Source organism: Pseudomonas sp. IT-P44 (genome assembly GCF_949768225.1).
GTDB classification, from domain to species: domain Bacteria; phylum Pseudomonadota; class Gammaproteobacteria; order Pseudomonadales; family Pseudomonadaceae; genus Aquipseudomonas; species Aquipseudomonas migulae.
Genome location: NZ_CATKQM010000090.1, coordinates 54,942 through 75,530 on the forward strand (window position 1 = coordinate 54,942; position 20,589 = coordinate 75,530).

Annotated in this window: 23 protein-coding genes; 12 read left to right on the top strand and 11 right to left on the bottom strand. The window is 57.7% G+C overall.

Features of this window, described 5'->3' with window-relative positions; all coding sequences use genetic code 11:
• Positions 1-79 precede the first annotated feature (79 nt).
• From ACM6IO_RS28195 to ACM6IO_RS28225, 7 genes are all read left to right on the top strand, one after another.
• Complete coding sequence (locus ACM6IO_RS28195) at positions 80-649, top strand: antibiotic biosynthesis monooxygenase (RefSeq protein WP_414912637.1); 570 nt, start codon at positions 80-82, stop codon at positions 647-649.
• Between the two features lie 174 nt (positions 650-823).
• Complete coding sequence (folM, locus tag ACM6IO_RS28200) at positions 824-1,534, top strand: dihydromonapterin reductase (RefSeq protein ID WP_008037344.1); 711 nt, start codon at positions 824-826, stop codon at positions 1,532-1,534.
• A gap of 21 nt (positions 1,535-1,555) precedes the next feature.
• A complete protein-coding gene (folE, locus tag ACM6IO_RS28205; RefSeq protein WP_223450712.1) occupies positions 1,556-2,131 on the top strand; it encodes a GTP cyclohydrolase I FolE in 576 nt (191 codons plus the stop codon).
• Between the two features lie 2 nt (positions 2,132-2,133).
• Positions 2,134-2,505 (top strand): dihydroneopterin triphosphate 2'-epimerase, encoded by a 372-nt coding sequence (gene folX / locus ACM6IO_RS28210; RefSeq protein ID WP_008026970.1) that lies wholly within the window; start codon positions 2,134-2,136, stop codon positions 2,503-2,505.
• Between the two features lie 68 nt (positions 2,506-2,573).
• On the top strand, positions 2,574-2,870 hold the full coding sequence (locus ACM6IO_RS28215) for a DUF1244 domain-containing protein (protein ID WP_008026968.1): 297 nt from the start codon (positions 2,574-2,576) through the stop codon (positions 2,868-2,870).
• On the top strand, positions 2,863-3,201 hold the full coding sequence (locus ACM6IO_RS28220; RefSeq protein ID WP_414912638.1) for a HopJ type III effector protein: 339 nt from the start codon (positions 2,863-2,865) through the stop codon (positions 3,199-3,201). Before ACM6IO_RS28215 ends, ACM6IO_RS28220 begins: the two co-directional genes overlap by 8 nt.
• Positions 3,202-3,470: 269 nt before the next feature.
• The gene (locus ACM6IO_RS28225; protein WP_414912639.1) at positions 3,471-4,721 is read left to right on the top strand and encodes an aspartate aminotransferase family protein; all 1,251 of its coding nucleotides are present in this window, start codon (positions 3,471-3,473) and stop codon (positions 4,719-4,721) included.
• A 152-nt stretch (positions 4,722-4,873) separates the two neighbouring features.
• On the opposite strand, the gene trxB is transcribed toward ACM6IO_RS28225, so the two are convergent.
• A complete protein-coding gene (gene trxB, locus ACM6IO_RS28230) occupies positions 4,874-5,836 on the bottom strand; it encodes a thioredoxin-disulfide reductase (protein WP_008026963.1) in 963 nt (320 codons plus the stop codon).
• 315 nt (positions 5,837-6,151) lie between these two features.
• Between trxB and cysZ the strand changes: the two genes are divergently transcribed.
• Positions 6,152-6,907 carry a sulfate transporter CysZ gene (cysZ, locus tag ACM6IO_RS28235; protein WP_192227744.1) on the top strand — a complete coding sequence of 252 codons (756 nt, stop codon included), beginning with the start codon at positions 6,152-6,154 and terminating at the stop codon, positions 6,905-6,907.
• 17 nt (positions 6,908-6,924) lie between these two features.
• Here cysZ and ACM6IO_RS28240 read toward each other — a convergent pair whose 3' ends face one another.
• From ACM6IO_RS28240 to ACM6IO_RS28265, 6 genes are read right to left on the bottom strand one after another with little or no spacing between them, the layout of a single operon-like run.
• Entirely contained in the window at positions 6,925-7,299 is a 375-nt protein-coding gene (locus ACM6IO_RS28240) for an EamA family transporter (RefSeq protein ID WP_192227743.1), read from the bottom strand.
• Positions 7,299-8,222 (bottom strand): hypothetical protein, encoded by a 924-nt coding sequence (locus ACM6IO_RS28245; RefSeq protein ID WP_192227742.1) that lies wholly within the window; start codon positions 8,220-8,222, stop codon positions 7,299-7,301. The genes ACM6IO_RS28240 and ACM6IO_RS28245 overlap by 1 nt, the downstream gene beginning before the upstream one ends.
• Entirely contained in the window at positions 8,219-8,884 is a 666-nt protein-coding gene (locus ACM6IO_RS28250; RefSeq protein WP_008037353.1) for an acetyltransferase, read from the bottom strand. The genes ACM6IO_RS28245 and ACM6IO_RS28250 overlap by 4 nt, the downstream gene beginning before the upstream one ends.
• A complete protein-coding gene (locus ACM6IO_RS28255) occupies positions 8,884-9,516 on the bottom strand; it encodes a class I SAM-dependent methyltransferase (protein ID WP_008037355.1) in 633 nt (210 codons plus the stop codon). The genes ACM6IO_RS28250 and ACM6IO_RS28255 overlap by 1 nt, the downstream gene beginning before the upstream one ends.
• Positions 9,497-10,426, bottom strand: coding sequence for a glycosyltransferase family 2 protein (locus ACM6IO_RS28260; protein ID WP_008037356.1), 930 nt, complete (start codon positions 10,424-10,426; stop codon positions 9,497-9,499). Before ACM6IO_RS28260 ends, ACM6IO_RS28255 begins: the two co-directional genes overlap by 20 nt.
• Positions 10,423-11,118 (bottom strand): WbqC family protein, encoded by a 696-nt coding sequence (locus tag ACM6IO_RS28265; protein ID WP_223481719.1) that lies wholly within the window; start codon positions 11,116-11,118, stop codon positions 10,423-10,425. Before ACM6IO_RS28265 ends, ACM6IO_RS28260 begins: the two co-directional genes overlap by 4 nt.
• Positions 11,119-11,406: 288 nt before the next feature.
• Here ACM6IO_RS28265 and ACM6IO_RS28270 point away from each other — a divergent pair, with 288 nt between their 5' ends.
• A complete protein-coding gene (locus tag ACM6IO_RS28270) occupies positions 11,407-12,606 on the top strand; it encodes a glycosyltransferase family 4 protein (RefSeq protein ID WP_414912640.1) in 1,200 nt (399 codons plus the stop codon).
• A gap of 115 nt (positions 12,607-12,721) precedes the next feature.
• Here the strand turns inward: ACM6IO_RS28270 and ACM6IO_RS28275 are convergent, their stop codons facing one another.
• The 3 genes from ACM6IO_RS28275 to ACM6IO_RS28285 form a co-directional block, all read right to left on the bottom strand.
• Positions 12,722-13,825 carry an NADH:flavin oxidoreductase gene (locus ACM6IO_RS28275; RefSeq protein WP_008026958.1) on the bottom strand — a complete coding sequence of 368 codons (1,104 nt, stop codon included), beginning with the start codon at positions 13,823-13,825 and terminating at the stop codon, positions 12,722-12,724.
• A 220-nt stretch (positions 13,826-14,045) separates the two neighbouring features.
• Positions 14,046-14,528, bottom strand: coding sequence for a glutathione peroxidase (locus tag ACM6IO_RS28280; RefSeq protein ID WP_008037360.1), 483 nt, complete (start codon positions 14,526-14,528; stop codon positions 14,046-14,048).
• A gap of 122 nt (positions 14,529-14,650) precedes the next feature.
• Positions 14,651-15,136, bottom strand: a complete 486-nt coding sequence (locus ACM6IO_RS28285) for an FKBP-type peptidyl-prolyl cis-trans isomerase (protein WP_008026954.1) — start codon at positions 15,134-15,136, stop codon at positions 14,651-14,653.
• On the opposite strand from ACM6IO_RS28285, the gene ACM6IO_RS28290 reads away from it, so the two are divergent.
• Genes ACM6IO_RS28290 through ACM6IO_RS28300 form a run of 3 tightly spaced genes read left to right on the top strand, consistent with a single transcriptional unit; the run spans position 15,105 to position 18,506 of the window.
• Positions 15,105-15,443, top strand: coding sequence for a DUF3565 domain-containing protein (locus ACM6IO_RS28290; protein ID WP_081500182.1), 339 nt, complete (start codon positions 15,105-15,107; stop codon positions 15,441-15,443). The genes ACM6IO_RS28285 and ACM6IO_RS28290 overlap by 32 nt on opposite strands.
• Positions 15,444-15,503: 60 nt before the next feature.
• Complete coding sequence (gene pta, locus ACM6IO_RS28295) at positions 15,504-17,603, top strand: phosphate acetyltransferase (protein WP_008026952.1); 2,100 nt, start codon at positions 15,504-15,506, stop codon at positions 17,601-17,603.
• Positions 17,604-18,506, top strand: coding sequence for an acyltransferase (locus ACM6IO_RS28300; protein WP_223450707.1), 903 nt, complete (start codon positions 17,604-17,606; stop codon positions 18,504-18,506). It abuts the gene before it with no gap.
• Positions 18,507-18,686: 180 nt separating this feature from the next.
• On the opposite strand, the gene cysN is transcribed toward ACM6IO_RS28300, so the two are convergent.
• Entirely contained in the window at positions 18,687-20,585 is a 1,899-nt protein-coding gene (gene cysN / locus ACM6IO_RS28305; protein ID WP_192417369.1) for a sulfate adenylyltransferase subunit CysN, read from the bottom strand.
• Between the last annotated feature and the right edge of the window lie 4 nt (positions 20,586-20,589).

Here is a 20,589-nt window from a genome sequence, read left to right on the forward strand (position 1 = left end):
AGACGCAGCCCATCACCCCGGCGCTGCGCCTGGCGAAACTCCTATCCGGAGTAACGCAATTGTCATACGGAGATACATAATGTCTACCTCCCCCGTCACGCTGATGGTTGCGCGCCGCGTCGCCGATGGGCGTTATCAGGACCTGATGGCCTGGTTGCGCGAAGGCGAACAACTGGCCACCGACTTCCAGGGTTATCTCGGCTCAGGCGTGCTCGCCCCGCCGCCCGACGATGACGAATTCCAGATCATTTTCCGCTTCGCCAACGCGCAGACCATGCACGCCTGGGAGCATTCGGCCTCGCGTACCGCCTGGCTCGCGCGCGGCAGCGACTTGTTTGCGCATAAGACGGAACATCGCGTGAGCGGCATCGAAGGCTGGTTCGGTGCTGCCGGCGCACGTCCGCCTCGCTGGAAACAGGCCGTGGCAATCTGGTTGGCGTTCTTCCCGGTATCGTTGTTGTTCAACTTCGTACTGGGGCCGTTGCTCGGCGAAATGAGCCTGTTGCCTCGGGTGTTCATCAGCACGCTGTGTCTGACGCCGTTGATGGTCTATTTCTTTATTCCGCTGTCGACCCGTTTGTTGGCAGGTTGGTTGAACAGCGCGCCGACACGGCGATTGCCCGCTGAACCCACCACCCAGAATCACTGACCGCCACCTGTAGGAGCAAGGCTTGCCCGCGAAGAACGATGACGCGGTTGAATGCCTGGACCGCGTCATCGTTCTTCGCGGGCAAGTCGGATCGCCGCATCGCTCGCTCCTACAAAAGCCACCTCACGGCTCGTCGCTGGTATAGTTTTGCTCTTACCGCGACGCGAGCCGTTCATGACCTCTTCATCCGCCCCGATCCTCATCACCGGTGCCGGCCAGCGTGTCGGCCTGCACTGTGCGCAGCGGTTGCTCGAAGACGGCCATGCGCTGATCTTCAGCTATCGCACTGAACGCCCCGGCGTACAGGCATTGCGTGATCTGGGGGCGACGGCAATCCTCGCCGACTTTTCCAGCGAGGGCGGGATTCTCGCCTTCATCAGCGAACTGAAAACCCACACCGACTGCCTGCGGGCGATCATCCACAACGCATCCGAATGGCTGGCCGAAACGCCGGACACCGACGCCGCAGCGTTTACCCGCATGTTCAGCGTGCACATGCTGGCGCCCTACCTGATCAACCTGCACTGTGCCGACTTGTTGCAACGCTCGACCCCGGCGGACATCGTGCACATCAGCGATGACGTCACGCGCAAGGGCAGCAGCAAGCACATCGGCTACTGCGCCAGCAAAGCCGGGCTCGACAGCCTGACCCTGTCCTTCGCGGCGAAGTACGCGCCTGACATCAAGGTCAACGGCATCGCTCCTGCCCTGCTACTGTTCAACCCTGACGACGACGCGGCGTACCGCGCCAAGGCTCTGGCCAAATCCGCATTGGGTATCGAACCCGGTAGCGACGTGATCTACCAAAGCCTGCGTTATTTGCTCGACAACCCTTATGTCACCGGCACGACCCTGACCGTCAACGGCGGACGGCACCTCAAGTAAGTTGCCCCGCGAGGATATTTCATGACGTTATCCCGGCCCCAGAACGCCCTGTCCCAGAACTACCGCGAGATCCTCATCGGCCTCGGTGAAAATCCCGAGCGCGAAGGCCTGCTCGATACCCCGGCGCGCGCAGCCAAAGCCATGCAGTACCTGTGTCATGGTTACGAGCAATGTGTCGAAGAAATCGTCAACGGCGCGTTGTTCGCCTCCGACAACGATGAAATGATCATTGTCGACAACATCGAGCTGTATTCACTCTGTGAACATCACCTGCTGCCCTTCATCGGCAAGGCGCATGTGGCTTATATTCCAACGGGTAAAGTGCTGGGCCTGTCGAAGATTGCGCGGCTGGTGGACATGTTTGCCCGTCGCCTGCAAATCCAGGAAAACCTCACCCGGCAGATCGCCGACGCGGTGCAACAAGTGACCGGTGCCGCCGGTGTCGCGGTGGTCATCGAGGCACAGCACATGTGCATGATGATGCGCGGCGTCGAGAAACAGAATTCGACCATGAACACCTCGGTGATGCTCGGCGCCTTCCGCGAGTCGAGCAACACCCGTCAGGAGTTCCTGCAATTGATTGGACGGAGCAAGTAGCAATGCCACAACTTCAACCAGGAATGGCACGCATCCGGGTCAAGGACCTGTGCCTGCGGACGTTCATCGGGATCAACGAGGATGAAATCCTCAACAAGCAGGACGTGCTGATCAACCTGACGATCCTGTATGCAGCCCAGGAAGCAGTGCGTGACAACGACATCGATCACGCGCTGAATTACCGGACCATCACCAAAGCGATCATCGCTCACGTGGAAGGCAATCGCTTTGCCCTGCTCGAACGCCTGACCCAGGAAATTCTCGATCTGGTCATGGCCAATGAGTCGGTGCTGTACGCCGAAGTCGAAGTCGACAAGCCCCACGCCCTGCGTTTCGCCGAGTCGGTGTCGATCACCCTGGCCGCGAGCCGCTGACCGCGTCTGGCGCATTGCTCGCCAGACTTTTATTATCTCGCGCACGACTGAACAGCACAGAGCCCATCATGACTGACCAACAACGCCTCGAACTTGAAGCCGCCGCCTTCCGCCGGCTGGTCGCGCACCTGGACAGCCGCAAGGATGTGCAGAACATCGACCTGATGAACCTCTCGGGTTTCTGCCGCAACTGCCTGTCCAAATGGTACAAGGCCGCGGCTGACGAACGTCAGATCGAGGTCAGCCTCGACGACGCCCGTGAAGTCGTCTACGGCATGCCGTACGCCGAGTGGAAAGCCCAATATCAGCAAGAAGCCAGCGCCGAGCAACAAGCAGCGTTCGCCAAAGGAAAACCCAATGAGTGATTTGAACACCCTGCGCGCCAGCCTCAAGAGCGGCGAACACGTTTTTGCCGACACCCTGGCCTTCATCGCCGCCGGTTATGACTACCAGCCACAGGCGTTCAACAACGGCGGCGTGGAGAACGCCGCCGGGCAAAACGAAGGTTCGTGCAAGACCCTGGGCCTGGCGCTGCTGGAAGGGTTGAGCGATGAAGAAGCGCTGTTGGCATTCGGCGAGCATTACCGCTCCGTCGTGGCCACCCCCGAAGGCAGCGATCACGGCAACATCCGCGCGTTGATTGTCCATGGATTGGCCGGTGTGAAGTTCACCCAGCAACCGCTGACTCGCCGCTGATTTCTGATTGAACCCCCTCCCTGTAGGAGCCGGCTTGCTGCGGGCGGCGTTCCGACGATGGGTCCCTTGAGGCTTGCATCGCCCTTGAGGACGCCTTCGCTGGCAAGCCATGCTCCTACAGGTTTTGCGTTGTTTCGAAAAAATTTGCACAACGCTCAAACCACATCCCGACTTTTAAGATTGACCCGGCAACTTTATTTCGTTTGCCCGGCACCACTGCTCGCGGCTTAGATAAAAGAAGAGCCTCCCTTCTTCAGAGTCGGTCATCCATGAGCAGCGAAACCATCAGCCGGTCGATCAACATCGTGCACCCTGTCACGCTCAGCCACGGCAAAAACGCCGAGGTCTGGGACACCGAGGGCAAACGCTACATCGACTTTGTCGGCGGCATCGGCGTGTTGAACCTCGGCCATTGCCACCCGCGCATCGTCGAAGCCATTCGCGAACAAGCCACCCGGTTGACGCACTACGCGTTCAACGCCGCCCCGCACGTGCCTTACCTCGAACTCATGGAGCGTCTGGCCGCGTTCATCCCGGTGGATTACCCGGTCAGCGGCATGCTCACCAACAGCGGCGCGGAAGCGGCGGAAAACGCCCTGAAGATCGTCCGGGGCGCGACCGGTCGCACAGCCGTCATCGCTTTCGACGGCGCCTTCCACGGGCGCACCCTCGCCACTCTCAACCTCAATGGCAAAGTCGCGCCCTACAAACAGAAGGTCGGCGTGTTGCCCGGTCCGGTGTTCCATTTGCCCTACCCGAGCAAGGACAACGGCGTGACCTGCGCCGAAGCGTTGAAGGCGATGGATCGGCTGTTCAGCGTCGAGATCGATGTCGACGACGTGGCGTGCTTTATCGTCGAGCCTGTGCAGGGTGAAGCCGGTTTCCTGGCGATGGATGTCGAGTTCGCTCAGGCCTTGCGCAAGTTCTGTGATGAAAAGAACATCCTGCTGATCGCCGATGAAATTCAGTCCGGCTTCGGCCGCACAGGCCAGCGGTTTGCGTTCTCGCGACTGGGCATCGAGCCGGACCTGATCCTGCTGGCCAAAAGCATTGCCGGCGGCGTGCCGCTGGGGGCGGTGGTCGGGCGCAAGTCGCTGCTCGACACCTTGCCCAAGGGCGGTCTGGGCGGCACTTACTCGGGCAATCCGATCGCCTGCGCCGCTGCGTTGGCGACGCTGGATGAAATGACCGATGCCAACCTGCATGCCTGGGGTTCGCAGCAGGAAGAAGCGATCGTCAGCCGCTACGAAGCCTGGCGAGCCAACAAGGTTTCCCCTTATCTCGGACGCCTGACCGGTGTCGGCGCCATGCGCGGCATCGAACTGGCGAACGCCGACGGCACACCCGCCCCGGCGCAGCTGACACAGCTGTTGGCCCTGGCCCGTGAAGCAGGGTTGCTGCTGATGCCTAGCGGCAAGTCGCGGCACATCATCCGGCTGCTGGCGCCGTTGACCACCGAGCCCGCCGTGCTGGAAGAAGGCCTCGACATCCTGGAAGCGTGCCTGAAAAAGCTGACCTGATCCCTGTAGGAGCCGGCTTGCTGGCGATCCAGTCGACTCGGTATGACAGGAGCACCGCGCCGCCTGCATCGCCAGCAAGCCGGCTCCTACAGGACAAGCAAAATGAGCGACACAAAAAAACCGGCCGAAGCCGGTTTTTCATTTCAACAGAATCAGAACGAAGCGTTCTGCAGACCGTCGAGGTAACGCTCGGTGTCCAGTGCCGCCATGCAGCCGGCGCCGGCCGAGGTGATCGCTTGACGGTAAACGTGGTCAGCCACGTCACCGGCAGCAAAGATGCCTTCAACGTTGGTCGCGGTCGCATTGCCTTCACGGCCGCCGTGCACCACCAGGTAACCGTCTTTCAATGTCAGCTGGCCTTCGAACAGCGAGGTGTTCGGGGTGTGGCCGATGGCGATGAACACGCCGTCGACTTTCAGCTCGTCGAAGCTGCCGTCGTTGTTCTTCAGGCGAGCACCGGTCACGCCCATGTTGTCGCCCAGGACTTCGTCCAGGTTCGAGTTCAACTTCAGGATGATCTTGCCTTCGGCAACGCGAGCATTGAGCTTGTCGATCAGGATCTTCTCGGCGCGGAAGGTTTCGCGACGGTGGATCAGGGTCACGGTGCTGGCGATGTTGGCCAGGTACAAGGCTTCTTCGACAGCGGTGTTACCGCCACCGACCACGGCCACTGGCTTGTTGCGGTAGAAGAAACCGTCGCACGTCGCGCAGGCCGAAACGCCTTTGCCCATGAACGCTTCTTCCGATGGCAGGCCCAGGTAGCGAGCGCTGGCGCCGGTGGCGATGATCAGGGCGTCGCAGGTGTAAGTCGCGCTGTCGCCGGTCAGGGTGTAAGGCTTGGCGGCGAAGTCCACGGCATTGATGTGATCGAAAACGATCTCGGTTTCAAAGCGCTCGGCGTGCTCACGCATCCGCTCCATCAACGCCGGGCCGGTCAGACCGTGGACATCGCCCGGCCAGTTGTCGACTTCGGTGGTGGTGGTCAGTTGACCGCCGGCTTGCATACCGGTGATCAGCAGTGGCTTGAGGTTGGCACGGGCGGCATAGACCGCGGCGCTGTAACCGGCAGGGCCGGAACCGAGAATAATCACTCGCGAATGACGGACTTCAGACATGACCTGCTCCTGTTGACCGGCCCGGAATACCTGGCGCGGAACGCCGGGTTGCCGGCGGGAATAAAAAAGGACCGTTGAAAGCACTTGGGGAAGGCTTGAACTCGACAGTCCTGTAAAAAGATTGGGTGCAGCGTATCGAGGGGGCGAAGATTAAGGAAATACGGTTTAACAATCCAGCTCATAGGCGGTCTCTATCCCGTCACGGCCAATATATAGACGCCTTTGTTACTGTTGATGTCGATGCTGCGACCGCGCTTTCGCCCGTAAGGCAAAGCCGGTAAGGTCGGCGCGTTTCCCTTCTGCTCGGAGCTCGATATGCCCGCCCCTGTTCTGTCCGGCCCGCAATACCTGCGCGAAGGCCTCAAGCTGGTCCTCAGCCCCAGCCTGCGTTTATTCGTGTTGCTGCCGCTGGCAATCAATCTGGTGCTGTTCGTCGGATTGATCTATCTGGCCGGCCATCAATTCAGTCTGTGGGTCGATACGCTGATGCCGTCCCTGCCCGACTGGCTTAGTTTTCTCAGCTACATCCTCTGGCCGATTTTCGTGGTGCTGGTGGTGTTGATGGTGTTCTTCACCTTCACCATGCTCGCCAACGTCATCGCTGCGCCGTTCAACGGTTTTCTCGCGGAGAAAGTCGAAGTGGTGGTGCGCGGCACCGACGACTTCCCGGCTTTCAGCTGGAGTGAACTGATCGCCATGATCCCGCGCACCCTCGCCCGGGAAATGCGCAAACTCGGCTACTTCCTGCCGCGGGCGATCGGGCTGTTCATCCTCTCGTTCATCCCGGTGGTGAACATCATCGCCGCGCCGCTGTGGCTACTGTTCGGCGTATGGATGATGGCGATCCAGTACATCGACTACCCGGCGGACAACCACAAGCTGGGCTGGAACGAGATGCTCGCCTGGCTGCGTGAGAAGCGCTGGCAGAGCATGAGCTTCGGCGGGAGTGTTTACCTGGTGCTGCTGATTCCGGTGGTCAATATCCTGATGATGCCGGCGGCAGTGGCCGGCGCGACATTATTCTGGGTGCGAGAGCGTGGAGTAGAAAACCTCACCGCCAAACTTCGTTAGGTACTTGCTTTTCGTTGTTATCCACGCGCGGCAATAACTGTGCCCAGAATAATCAGGCCAACGCCCATTGATTTCTGGAGTGTCATTGGCTCACTTAGAATCCAACCACTTAAAAGCAAAACGACAACGAAGTTCAAGCTCATAAATGGATAGGCGTGACTAAGATCAAACTTGGTCATCGCCGCCATCCAGGCTAACGATGCTAAAAACCCCGCTGCGAACCCTGAAACAATCGCCGGATCCAAAAACAGCAAAAAAAGAAATTTGATTTTTTGAGTTGTGTCAGAGGGGAATGCACCGTAGTGAGAGATTCGCCATTTAAGAATAAGTTGCCCATAGACGGTCAGCAGGATGGTTGCAAATATATACACATAATCGAATATACGAGCCATCAGCCTCTCTCCAGCACAGCCAGGCCGAAGCCGGTTTTACCATAGCCATTACCGTTATAAAGCATGTACCGACTTCCCTTATGATCAAACACAAACGGGTATTCGATCATCTCGCTATCCCAGCCTTCCGATGAAACATCGATAGCGGCTTCCTCCAGCGCCAATCGCCATTGCTTGCCTTCGTCAGTGGTTGCGTAGCCGATACGATAGGTTTCCCCGGCTCCGCTGCGATAGGAGAACCACATCTCCAATCCACCCAGATGGTTTTTTGCGACGGTTGGGCGCGAAAACGCCTGAGCGACTCCAAGTTCGAAGGGGATTGCCAAGCCGTTACGCTTCCAGTTTTCGCCATCAAGGGAATGCGCCGAGTTGATCACATGAATCATTTCTCCGTTACCCGAATCCCAAGTACGGGTCGATCCATACCACATGTCATATCCGCCGTTTCCGTCTTCACGCACCCACGGGTAAGAAAGGCTTATAGGATCGTCTTTATCAGCGCTCATGAACGGATTTTTGCTATCAAGCGTCAGCGTAGTATCCGCATTGACAACTAACCTGCCGACATCCCCCCTCCAATGCTGATCAATTGGCGCCTGCCACCCCATGAAAAGCATGTATTGCACGCCATCCACCGTGTAGCAGTTACCAATGCTTATACCATCAGCGTAAAAACTGCCTTTCGGTCCGTGTTCCATGAAAGGTGAAGGGTGTTCTTTGATGATTTTTCGTTTTTCAATATCGATATCCACAGCCCCAACGGAGGAGCGGTTATCAGAATCCCGACCACTGAAAAATACCCGAAAGACATCATCGTGCAGATGTACCGGTAACGGGTTGGCGGCATGAGATAGTAACTTGGGATGACGCGAATCACCCTCGACAAAAAATAATTGCCCGAGCTTTTTCCATGTCGACTTCATAGTTTTCTCAGCTTGCTGCTGGGAACTTTAGAGCGCTCAGTCGCCGTGCCGATAAAGACACCCTCCTGTTCAGCGTTTGCTAACAGCAGCGCACCTGCACCAACGACGCACTTGTCCTCGACCGTTATATGATCGCGAAGAGTCGCATTGACCCCGATAAAACACTGCTCGCCGATATGCACACCACCAGAAATCACTACATGGGATGCGATAAACGTATGATCCTGAATCGTAGAGTGGTGACCAATATGGTTACCGCTCCACAAAGTAATATTATTGCCAATATTAACGAATGGCTGAATGGTATTGTCTTCAAGAATAAAACAATTGTCGCCAATCCGGCCTTCATTGAGCACCGTGGCATGACTGCTTATGTAACTGGCAAGCGTGTAGCCGAGCGCCTTGGCTGCAAGATATTTTTCTTTGCGCACTGCATTGAGCTTCGAGTAGCTCAGGGCAATAAACAGCTCATGACTGTGCGTTGGATAGTGCTCGGCTACGTCTTCGAATGCAACGACTGGCAGACCACAGAAAGTAGGCGCCTCGATATAACTACCGTCCACAGTGAAAGCAACAATCTCATAAGCGGAGTCTGTACTAAAATAAAAGTGGGCCAGCTGCGCAATATCGCCAGAGCCGAAAATCACTAATTTTTTTTTCATCACATTTTCCTTACAAGAATAGTGAATTCGTACAACCCATAATCGTGCAGAAGGGCTACATGACGAGAGTAACGCCGTTTGCATATATCAAATAACAGGCAAGGATCGGCGTAGTACAGATCATCTCGCTTCTTATCTTCGTCAGAGTAGGAGGTGAGGCAATTAAAAGAGAACCCCAGACGACTTGTTCGATCCAGAACATCCAGTGTTTTTTCAAGATAGCTCAGCCACTCGTCGTCTGAACGACCCAGGCGAACATTAAAAATACCACTGGCAACGCCATAGTCAGCGACAGAGTCGGGCTCGGACCCGGCAATGAATCGAACACCGGACAGTTTTGCGTAACGCTGTTCGGCGGCCTGAATCATCTCTTTTGAAACATCTATACCAAGATATGAAAATTTCTGAGGCTTGTTATTTAAGTAGTCAACCAGCGCACCGTAGCCACATCCCAGATCATTGACAGTACAGTCCTGCGGGCCATCGATTACTTTGCAGAGTTGCTCGAAACGCAGCGCCTGGCCCTGTTCACCATTCCAGTCCACCCCATTCGGTGTCTCGCCATGCAGTGCAAGCTTGCTCGAGTAATAGCTCGCTACTTCATCAAGGAGCTCAGTTTTGTCGCTGTGCATAAATCTGCCTCACGATAGTGTAGGGGCGCTGTTTTGACTCGGAAAATATCTTGGAAAGATAGATCCCCACGACACCGATAAACGAAATTATCATGCCGCCAAGTAGCCAGATAGAGGCCATGACCGACGTCCAGCCGCTCATTGGCTTTGCGAGAAACATCCAGTGCGCTGTCAAATATAGAATATAAAGTAGTGCGAAAAACGAAATAGACACACCTATATAAAAAATACCAATCAATGGCGCATTGCTGAACGATGTTACCGAATTCACCAATATAGACATTTTTCTTCTGAGTGTATAAGTCGTCTGACTGGTATTGCTCTTTTTGACCGTCTGCGGCTGCTGTTCAAACCCGGTAATATGCCAAAGACCGGCAATAAATACCTCTCGTTCCTTATGGCGCAGTAAAGCGTCCACGTAGCGACGAGTCATTAATCTTGCAGTGACAATATTCTCTGGCAGGGCGAGTCCAGTCAGGGCTTGAAAGAAACGATAGAACCACCGGCCGCTCCATCGCTCAAACCAGCCGCCTTTGCGCTGCTCCTGCACTCCGTAAACAACATCACAGGCGGTCTGATTGATTTGCTGGTCAAAGCTGAGCAAACACTCCGGCTCTTCTTCCAGATCGCTGTCAATCAGGAATATTTTTTCGCCTTTTGCGTGGGAGAGCCCCGTCATCATGGCCTTATGATGGCCGAAATTACGGGAGAGATCGATAAGTACGACATGATGGTCTCGTTCAGTGAGCGAGATGGCGATATCAAGACTGTTATCGGGAGATCCATCATTCACCAACAGGATCTCATAATCATCCCCTGCAAGCGTCATCGCGACAGCACTCACGCGCGAATGAAACTCCTCTATGTAAGAGGCTGACTGATAAAGAGTGGCTACGATTGAGAGCTTCATGGAGCAACATGCCTCATTTGGCGATGAGCGTCTTTTCCACAATTAAAAAGCAGGTCAAGGACCGTGACGCCATGGGTAAACTCGCCCCATAACTGCGAATACTCCGGATAACCTGAGTAATCGAACCAGGTTAACTTTATATTCATCGCTTCAAATACAGCTTCATCAACGTAGTCCTTGGCAGAAGGCCCGGAGACGTACTCGCTCCCCCCAGCCTGTGCACAAAGATTGGCAAGGCGTTCCGTCTTACCGTCGACCAACTCATAATCCGATGAACGACTAATAACTGTCTTGATTTCCAAGTAATCGCAAATAGCCTGAATAAATCGCTGATTAAGCTCTGAAATATGAGTATAACTTTCATTCAGATAAAGCGGCTCAAGCCATTCTGCAATTTCATTGAAGTGCGGAGCACGACTGTAATTTTGAACCAGAGATTTCCAATGTGAAGCGGCCCAGTCAACACCATCTATCTCAGTTTCCCTGATCTTCTGATGATATTTTCCTTTCACTAAAACTGGCACGGTCAACCATTGCACACCTTGCGGGGTTTTAATCTGATTACGATTTCGCCAATCACGCCGGGTATATTGCATGTCATCATAGAGAATGAACTCATCCACTGATGCGATCATGTCAAAATACCCTTTCCAAGGGATGTAGTTGGATTGAAGTATCGCGACTTTTTTCAACGCACTGTTCCCTGGCGACGGTGAATCTTCATTGAGAAATGTAATTGTGAAGTAGAACGAGCACTTAGACGCACAGCAATATCACTACACAATTTTTAAGGCTGTCATATTAATCTGCAATGGGGGGAAGCGTCACCCTTTTCATGGTTTTTTGCCTCAGCAAACGCTCGAACGAGTTAACGTTTTGTGGACGCGACGCTAGCCCACGCCCATCCTCAGTCGCCCGGCCAAATGACATTCAATGCTCGCGCGGTCACAAATCCATCATCAAAACGCCACAACGACGACATGGCCTCAGCCGACACTGAGGTCATGACGACAGCTCTGCATATCACCCTGATCACCGAAACCTTCCCTCCCGAAATCAACGGCGTGGCCAATACCCTTGGCCGCTTGTGCGACGGTTTGCGCGCGCGCGGGCATCAGGTTGAACTGGTGCGGCCACGCCAGGGTTGCGATCAGCAGCTGGGCAGCGACGATGAATTGCTGCTGTGCCGGGGCTGGCCGCTGCCGGGGTATCCGGGTTTGCAATGGGGTCAGTCGTCGATGCACAAGCTGCTGCGACGCTGGAAGCGCCAGCGCCCGGACGTGCTGTACATCGCCACGGAAGGACCGCTGGGCTTGTCCGCGTTGCGCGCGGCACGGCGCCTGGGGATTTCGGTGGTCAGCGGTTTTCACACCAACTTCCAGCAGTACTCCAATCAGTACGGGCTCGGATTGCTCACGCGCCTGCTGACCCACTACCTGCGCTGGTTTCACAATCGCTCGACCCTGACGCTGGTGCCGAGTGTCAGCCAGCGACTGGAGCTGGAGCGCCGGCATTTCGAGCGGCTGGCATTGCTGTCCCGTGGGGTCGACAGTCAGTTGTTCCACCCGACCAAACGGCTGCAATCGTTGCGTGAGCAATGGGGCCTGGGCGAGAAGGACATCGCAGTCATCCACGTAGGACGCCTGGCACCGGAGAAGAACCTTGGGTTGCTCAAGCGTTGTTTCGACACGTTGAAAGCGACTTATCCACAGCGAATCCTAAAGCTGATCATCGTCGGTGACGGTCCGCAACGAGTGGCCCTGGAACAGGAACTGCCCGAAGCGATTTTCTGCGGCACTCAGCGCGGCGAGGCCCTGGCCAGCCACTATGCGTCAGGGGATGTGTTTTTGTTTCCGAGCATGACCGAAACCTTCGGCAATGTGGTGCTTGAGGCACTCGCGTCAGGGTTGGGCGTGGTGGCCTACGATCAGGCTGCGGCGGCGCAGCATATTCGCCATGGCTACAACGGCGTGCTGGCGATGCCGGGGGATGAGGAAGCGTTCAGCGATGCCGCGGTGTGGTTGCTGGAGAAGCGCGAAACCTTGCGATGCGTAAGGCTGAATGCGCGCCAGCATGCGAGTCGGCAGGGTTGGGCAGCGATTATCGAGCAGTTCGAGGGGCAGTTGCGGGGGGCTTGTTCGCAGGAACAGGTTTTGCCTGATGTGGCTTTGTTGCCTTAAAAGCTTCGCGGGCAAGCCTCGCTCCTACAGGATTTGAGTCGATCCGAATTATTGTGTACGACTCAAATCCTGTAGGAGCGAGGCTTGCCCGCGAAGAGGCCTTTCCAGTCGCCGCTTAAACCAGCGTCATCAACGCCTCACGACTGAACGGCAGGATATCTCCCTCACGACCGTCACGCACTTTCTGCGCCCAGTCCGGGTCCACCAGCAGCGCACGCCCCACCGCCACCAGATCGAACTCGTCGTTGTTCAAACGCTCCAGCAGTTTTTCCAGGCTGGCCGGCTGCGCGATCTTGTCGGTGTTGACCATGAATTGCAGGAACTCGCCATCCAGGCCGACGCTACCCACGGTGATGGTCGGCTTGCCGGTCAGTTTGCGCGTCCAGCCTGCCAGGTTCAGCTCGGAACCGTCGAACTCCGGCTCCCAGAAACGGCGCGTCGAGCAGTGGAAAATGTCCACGCCAGCGTCGGACAAAGGCTTGAGGAACTCGCCCAAGGCCTCCGGTGTTTGCACCAGACGCGCGGTGTAATCCTGCTGCTTCCACTGAGAGAAACGGAAAATGATCGGGAAGCCTTCACCAACTGCCGCACGCACCGCCTGAATCAGTTCGATGGCGAAACGCGAACGGTTCGCCAGGTCGCCACCGTATTCATCGGTGCGCTGATTGCTGCCTTCCCAGAAGAACTGGTCCACCAGGTAGCCATGGGCGCCGTGGATTTCCACGCCGTCCATGCCGATGCTTTGCGCGTCTTTGGCGGCTTGAGCGAACGCGGCGATCACGTCCTGGATATCCTGTTTAGTCATGCCGTGAACCACGACCTGACCGTCCTTCAGCTTTTCCGACGGACCGTAACCCGGCACGCTGGCGTCAGGCTCGGTGCCGATGCGACGCACGCTGCCGACATGCCAAAGCTGCGGAACGATCTTGCCGCCTTCGGCATGCACCGCATCGACGACTTTCTTCCAGCCAGCCAGCGCGGCTTCACCATAGAAATGCGGCACGTTCGGGTAGCCGTTGGAGGCCTTGTGGCCGACGGTGGTGCCTTCGGTGATGATCAAGCCCACGCCGGCGGCGGCGCGACGACGGTAGTACTCGATCACTTTGGAGTTGGGTACGCCACCCGGCGAAAACGAGCGGGTCATCGGCGCCATGACGACACGGGTCGGCAGTTCGAGGGTGCCGAGGTGGAACGGTTTGAACAGGGCTTTGACAGGCATGGGACGCTCCACGGGAATAGACTTTATGACGGCGATAATATGGAGTTGGGAACGCCTTGAATAGCACTATTGATTTTGGTGATTAAGGAATAAAAGGTGGAAAGCATCGTAGGAGCGAGCGGGCGGCGCTCCGACTTGCCCGCGAAGGCGGTCGGTCAGTCGACATCATTACTGACTGACCTGACGCCTTCGCGGGCAAGCCTCGCTCCTACAGGGGGAATCAGCTCAGGGCTTTTTCGATTGCCTGAATGACAGTGGGATCATCCGGCGCCGTACGCGGTGAGAACCGTGCCAGTACGCGACCGTCCTTGCCGAGCAGGAATTTTTCGAAATTCCAGGTGATATCACCCGGGAATTCAGCCCCCTCGCCCGCCAGCAGGCGGTACAACTGATGACGCTCATGACCGTTGACTTCCAGCTTGCTGGACAACGGAAAGGTCACGCCATAGTTGAGGCTGCAGAACTCCTGGATCTCTTTCTCGGTACCCGGTTCCTGCCCGGCAAACTGGTTGCACGGCAAGCCCAGCACGCTGAAGCCTTTACCTTTGTATTGCTGGTAAAGGTTTTCCAGCGCCGCGTATTGTGGGGTCAAGCCACATTTGGAGGCGACGTTGACCACCAGCACGACATGCCCCTTGAAGGGCGCCAGAGGTAGCTCCTGACCATCCAGGCCTGTCAAATTAAGGTCGTGAAAAGCACTCATGACGTACTCCAGATTCCCGTGTTCTTCTCGAAACAGCCTCTTGGTGAGGCCACCAAGGACAGCCGCGGACTAAAAAGGCGCCCTCGGGCGCCTCTCCAGTTCTCTGAGCTTAGCGCAGAAAATCAGTGGTGATGGCCACCTTCGCCATGGACGTGACCATGAGCGATTTCTTCCTGGCTGGCGTCACGGATGGCGATGATCTTGACCTGGAAGTTCAGGCGCTGACCGGCCAACGGGTGGTTGCCGTCGACGGTGACATCGTCGCCGTCCAGATCGCGAATGGTCACGATCTGCATTTGGCCGTCCGGTGCGGAAGCGTGGAACTGCATGCCCACTTCCAGCTCGTCGACGCCTTCGAACATGCTGCGGCTCAGCGTGCTGACCAGTTCGGCAGCGTATTCGCCGTAAGCGTCTTCAGGTTCAACGGCCACGGTCAGCTCGTCGCCGACTGCTTTGCCTTCCAGAGCCTTTTCCAGGCCCGGAATGATGTTGCCTGCGCCTTGCAGGTAGACCAGCGGCGCGCCGCCGGCGGAGCTGTCGATGACCTCACCAGCGTCGTTGGTCAGGGTATAGTCGATGGAGACAGCCTTATTGGCGGCGATCAGCATGGGGCGAGACCTTTTGCATAAGAATTTAGAAAGGCCAAGTTTAGCGAAGCAATCGTCCGAAAGCGAACACAACCCGGACAGACGGAATGCGGCGCCAGGCTCGACGGTCACAGGTTTTCATCAGGACGAGGACGGGCATTGGGTGGCCGAGCTGTCCTGTGGCCACACGCAGCACCTGCGCCACCAGCCGCCGTGGCAATCGCGCGCCTGGGTCATGGACCCGGCGCAACGTATTGAAAAAATAGGCCAGCCCTTTGAATGCGGTTGGTGCGCACAAGGCTCGGTTAGCGATAACCTTGGCGACTGAATTTCGGTAGATCGTCAGCTATAGATGATCACCTTTGTCATGCTCCCTTAGAGAATCCGCATGCAAACTTTTTTTATCGCGCCCACCGATTTTGGTGTGGGTCTGACCTCCATCAGCCTCGGGCTGGTGCGCACCCTCGAGCGGGCCGGCCTCAAGGTCGGCTTTTTCAAACCGATTGCCCAACCGCATCCTGGTGATACCGGGCCGGAGCGCTCCACCGAACTGGTGGCGCGAACCCACGGTTTGAAACCGCCGCAACCGCTGGGCCTGGCGCACGTCGAGCGCATGCTCGGCGACGGCCAGCTCGATGAGCTGCTCGAAGAAATCATCACGCTCTATCAGCAAGCGGCCATCGGCAAGGACGTGCTGATCGTCGAAGGCATGGTCCCGACCCGCAGCGCCAGTTACGCCGCGCGGGTCAATCTGCATTTGGCCAAGAGTCTGGATGCCGACGTGATTCTGGTTTCGGCACCGGAAAACGAAGTGCTGACCGAGCTCTCCGGTCGCGTGGAGTTGCAGGCGCAATTGTTCGGCGGGCCGAAAGACCCGAAAGTCCTCGGCGTGATCCTCAACAAGGTCAAGACCGACGAGAGCATGGAGGCCTTCGCCTCGCGCCTCAAGGAGCATTCGCCGTTGCTGCGCAGCGGTGATTTCCGCTTGCTCGGTTGCATCCCGTACCAGCCGGAACTGAACGCGCCGCGCACCCGCGACGTGGCCGATCTGATGGGCGCGCAAATCCTCAATGCCGGCGACTACGAAACCCGGCGCATGACCAAAATCATCATTTGTGCGCGCACCATGCGCAACACCGTGGAGCTGCTCAAGCCCGGCGTGCTGGTGGTGACGCCCGGAGATCGCGACGACATCATCCTCGCCGTCAGCCTCGCCGCCATGAACGGCGTGCCGCTGGCCGGCCTGCTGCTGACCAGCGACACCCTGCCCGACCCGCGCATCATGGACCTGTGTCGTGGCGCCTTGCAGGCCGGTTTGCCGGTGTTGTCGGTGAGCACCGGCTCCTACGACACCGCGAACCAGCTGAACGGTTTGAACAAGGAAATCCCGATCGACGACCGCGAGCGTGCGGAGATCATCACCGACTTCGTCGCCAGCCACCTCGACGCCAACTGGCTGCACCAGCGTTGCGGCACGCCACGGGAGATGCGCCTGTCGCCTGCGGTGTTCCGTTATCAATTGATCCAGCGCGCCCAGGCCGCCAACAAACGCATCGTGTTGCCCGAAGGCAGCGAGCCGCTGACCGTGCAAGCCGCGGCAATCTGTCAGGCGCGCGGCATTGCCCGTTGCGTGTTGCTGGCGAAACCGGCGGATGTCGAAGCCGTGGCGCGTGCCCACGATATCGAGCTGCCGCCAGGCCTGGAGATTCTCGATCCGGACCTGATTCGCGAACGTTACGTCGAGCCGATGGTTGCGCTGCGCAAGACCAAAAGCCTCAACGCGCCGATGGCCGAGCAGCAACTGGAAGACACCGTGGTGATCGGCACCATGATGCTGGCGCTGGATGAAGTCGACGGCCTGGTGTCCGGTGTCATTCACTCCACCGCCAACACCATCCGCCCGGCCTTGCAGTTGATCAAGACCGCGCCGGGCTGCACCCTGGTGTCGTCGGTGTTCTTCATGCTGTTTCCCGAAGAGGTGCTGGTCTACGGCGACTGCGTGATGAACCCGCACCCGAGCGCCACGGAACTGGCCGAGATCGCCCTGCAAAGTGCGGACTCGGCAGCAGCGTTCGGCATTACGCCGCGCGTGGCGATGATCAGCTACTCCAGCGGTGAATCGGCCAGCGGCGAAGAGGTCGAGAAGGTCCGCGAGGCGACGTTGCTCGCCCACGAACAACAACATTCGCTGCTGATCGACGGCCCGTTGCAGTACGACGCCGCCGCCAACGAAACCGTTGCCCGGCAACTGGCGCCGAACAGTCAGGTCGCCGGCCGCGCCACGGTGTTCGTGTTCCCCGACCTGAATACCGGCAACACCACGCACAAAGCCGTGCAGCGCAGCGCCGACTGCGTCAGCCTCGGCCCGATGCTGCAAGGCCTGCGCAAACCGGTGAACGACCTGCCGCGTGGCGCGCAAGTCGACGACATCGTGTACACCATCGCGTTGACCGCGATTCAAGCTGCCAACCGACCTCTGGATGTTTAAATGCTGGATTTCCTGCCTGCCGCCGCACGCGGCGTGATTGCATCGTTGTTGCTGGCACTGAATACGATTCTGCTCTGCTCGTTTCTGTTCTGCGTAGCGATTTTCAAGGTGTTGCCGTTCGCCCTCACCCAGCGTTTCACACGCTGGCTGATGAACCATACCCATGAAGCCTGGATCAGCAACAACAAGGCCTGGATGAACCTGGTCCGCCGCACCCGCTGGCACCTCAGCGGCCTTGAAGGGCTGGACTATCAGCACTCGTACCTGATCACCAGCAACCACCAGAGCTGGGTCGACATCATGGTGTTGCAGTACGTGCTCAACCGTCGTATCCAGCCGCTGAAATTCTTTCTCAAGCAAGAGCTGATCTGGGTGCCGGTGATTGGCCTGGCCTGGTGGACGCTGGGCTTTCCGTTCATGAAGCGCTATTCCAAGGCTTACCTGGAAAAGCACCCGGAGAAGAAAGGCAAAGACCTGGAAACCACGCGCAAGACCTGTGCGAAGTTTCGTGATAACCCGGTGGGGATTTTCAATTTCGTCGAAGGCACGCGCTTCACCGAAGGCAAGCATGCGCAGCAGAAATCCCCGTTCAAGTACCTGCTCAAACCCAAGGCCGGTGGCATTGCGTTTGTGCTGGACGCCATGGGTGAGCAGCTGGAGTCGATCGTCAACGTGACCATCCACTATCCGGGCGGGCGTCCGGGGTATTGGGATCTGTTATGCGGGAACGTTGCGGACGTGGTGGTGCACTTTCAGGAGTTGAAGATTCCGCCGCAGTTTATTGGCAAGAACTACGACCAGGATGGGGAGTATCGGTTGCAGTTTCAGGGGTGGATCAATCAGCTTTGGTTAGACAAGGATGCGTTGTTGACGCAGATGCATCGCGAGTATCCCGCCCAGTAATCAGGTGCCTGTTCCGGCCCCTTCGCGGGCAAGCCTCGCTCCTACGGATTTACGTCGTTCCCGATGTCGCGGTCACACCCATCCCGTAGGAGCGAGGCTTGCCCGCGAAGGCGATTTCAGGGGCACAAAAAAACCCGCCGATGATCACTCATCGGCGGGTTTTTCATTAGCAGCTAACGCTTAGATCGCGCCGTGCTTGCGCAGCAGATCCAGCACTTGCTTGACGCTTTCTTCCAGCGACAGCGACTGGGTGTCGACCACGAGGTCGGCGTCCAGCGGCACGTCGTACGGGAAGGAATCGCCCGGAATGTTATCCCCGGCCGCGGCGTACAAGCCTTGCGGATCACGCTCGGCACAAACAGTCGGCGAGGCCTGGACGTAGACCGTCAGCAGACGCTCCTTGCCGATCAGGTCCTTGGCCTGCTCACGCCCTTCTGCACTCGGCGCAACAAACGCAGCAAGGGTCAGCAGACCGGCTTCGTTGAACTGACGCGCAACGTGCGCGGCACGACGCCAGTTCTCGGTACGCCCGGCGCGATCCTGTGGCAGACCTTTGTTCAGGTCGTGACGCAGGTTCTGGCCATCGAGCACAAACACCGCACGGCCCAGGTCGAACAACTTGCGTTCAACCGCATACGCCAGAGTGCTTTTGCCCGCGCCCGACAAGCCGCTGAACAACACGGTGGCCGGCTGTTGGCCGAAACGCTGAGCGCGTTCTTCGGTGGCAACGTGCGCCAGTTTGCCGTGGTGCGTGCTGCTGCCATGCGCCAACGGCTGAGCGATGATCATGCCGGCGGCGACGGTGCCGTTGGTCAAACGGTCGATGACGATGAACGAACCGGTGGTGCGGTTGCTCGCGTAACCGTCCAGCGCGATGGCGGCGTCGAGGCTGATCTTGACGCGACCGATCTCGTTCAACTGCAACGCGCTGGCAGGACCTTCTTCCAGGGTGTTCACGTCAACGCGGTTGACGATGCTGGTGATCGAACCCGGCACGTACGTCGTGGCCCGCTTGATGTCGTATTTCTTGCCCGGCAGCATCGGTTCTTCGGCCATCCATACCAGCATGGCGTCGAAGGCGTCAGTCACTTGCGGCAGGTTGTCGGCGTGCACCAGCAAGTCGCCGCGAGAGATATCGATCTCGTCTTCCATGGTCAGCGTCACAGCCTGACCCGGACCGGCATGCTCCAGCTCACCTTCGAAGGTGACGATGGATTTCACGCGGCTGCTCTTGCCCGACGGCAGCACAACGACTTCATCGCCCTTGTGCACGACGCCGCTGGCCAGGGTGCCGGCGAAACCACGGAAGTTCAGGTTCGGACGGTTGACGTACTGCACCGGGAAACGCAGGTCGGTGTAGTTGCGGTCGCTGGCGATTTCGACGGTTTCGAGAATTTCCATCAGCGACTGGCCGGTGTACCACGGCGAGCGCTCGGACTTGTTCACCACGTTGTCGCCCTTCAGCGCCGACATCGGCACGAAGGCCATGGTGGTCGGCTTGAACGCGATGCCTTCGGCGAACTTCAGGTAATCGGCCTTGATCGACTCGAACACGCTTTCGTCGAAGCCATTGAGGTCCATCTTGTTGATGGCGACCACGATGTGCTTGATGCCCAGCAACGAGGCGATGAAGCTGTGGCGACGGGTCTGGGTCTGCACGCCGTAGCGCGCGTCGACCAGGATGATCGCCAGGTCACAGGTGGATGCACCGGTGGCCATGTTGCGGGTGTACTGCTCATGGCCAGGGGTGTCGGCGATGATGAATTTGCGCTTGGCGGTGGAGAAGTAGCGGTAAGCGACATCGATGGTGATGCCCTGCTCACGCTCGGCCTGCAGGCCGTCGACCAGCAATGCCAGGTCGATGTCTTCGCCGGTGGTGCCGACTTTTTTCGAGTCGCGGGTAATGGCTTCCAGGTGATCTTCGTAGATCATCTTGGAGTCGTGCAGCAGGCGCCCGATCAGGGTGCTCTTGCCGTCGTCGACGTTGCCACAGGTCAGAAAGCGCAGCATTTCCTTGCGTTCGTGCTGGCCCAGGTAGGCGAGGATGTCCTCGCTGATCAAATCAGATGCGTGCGACATGACA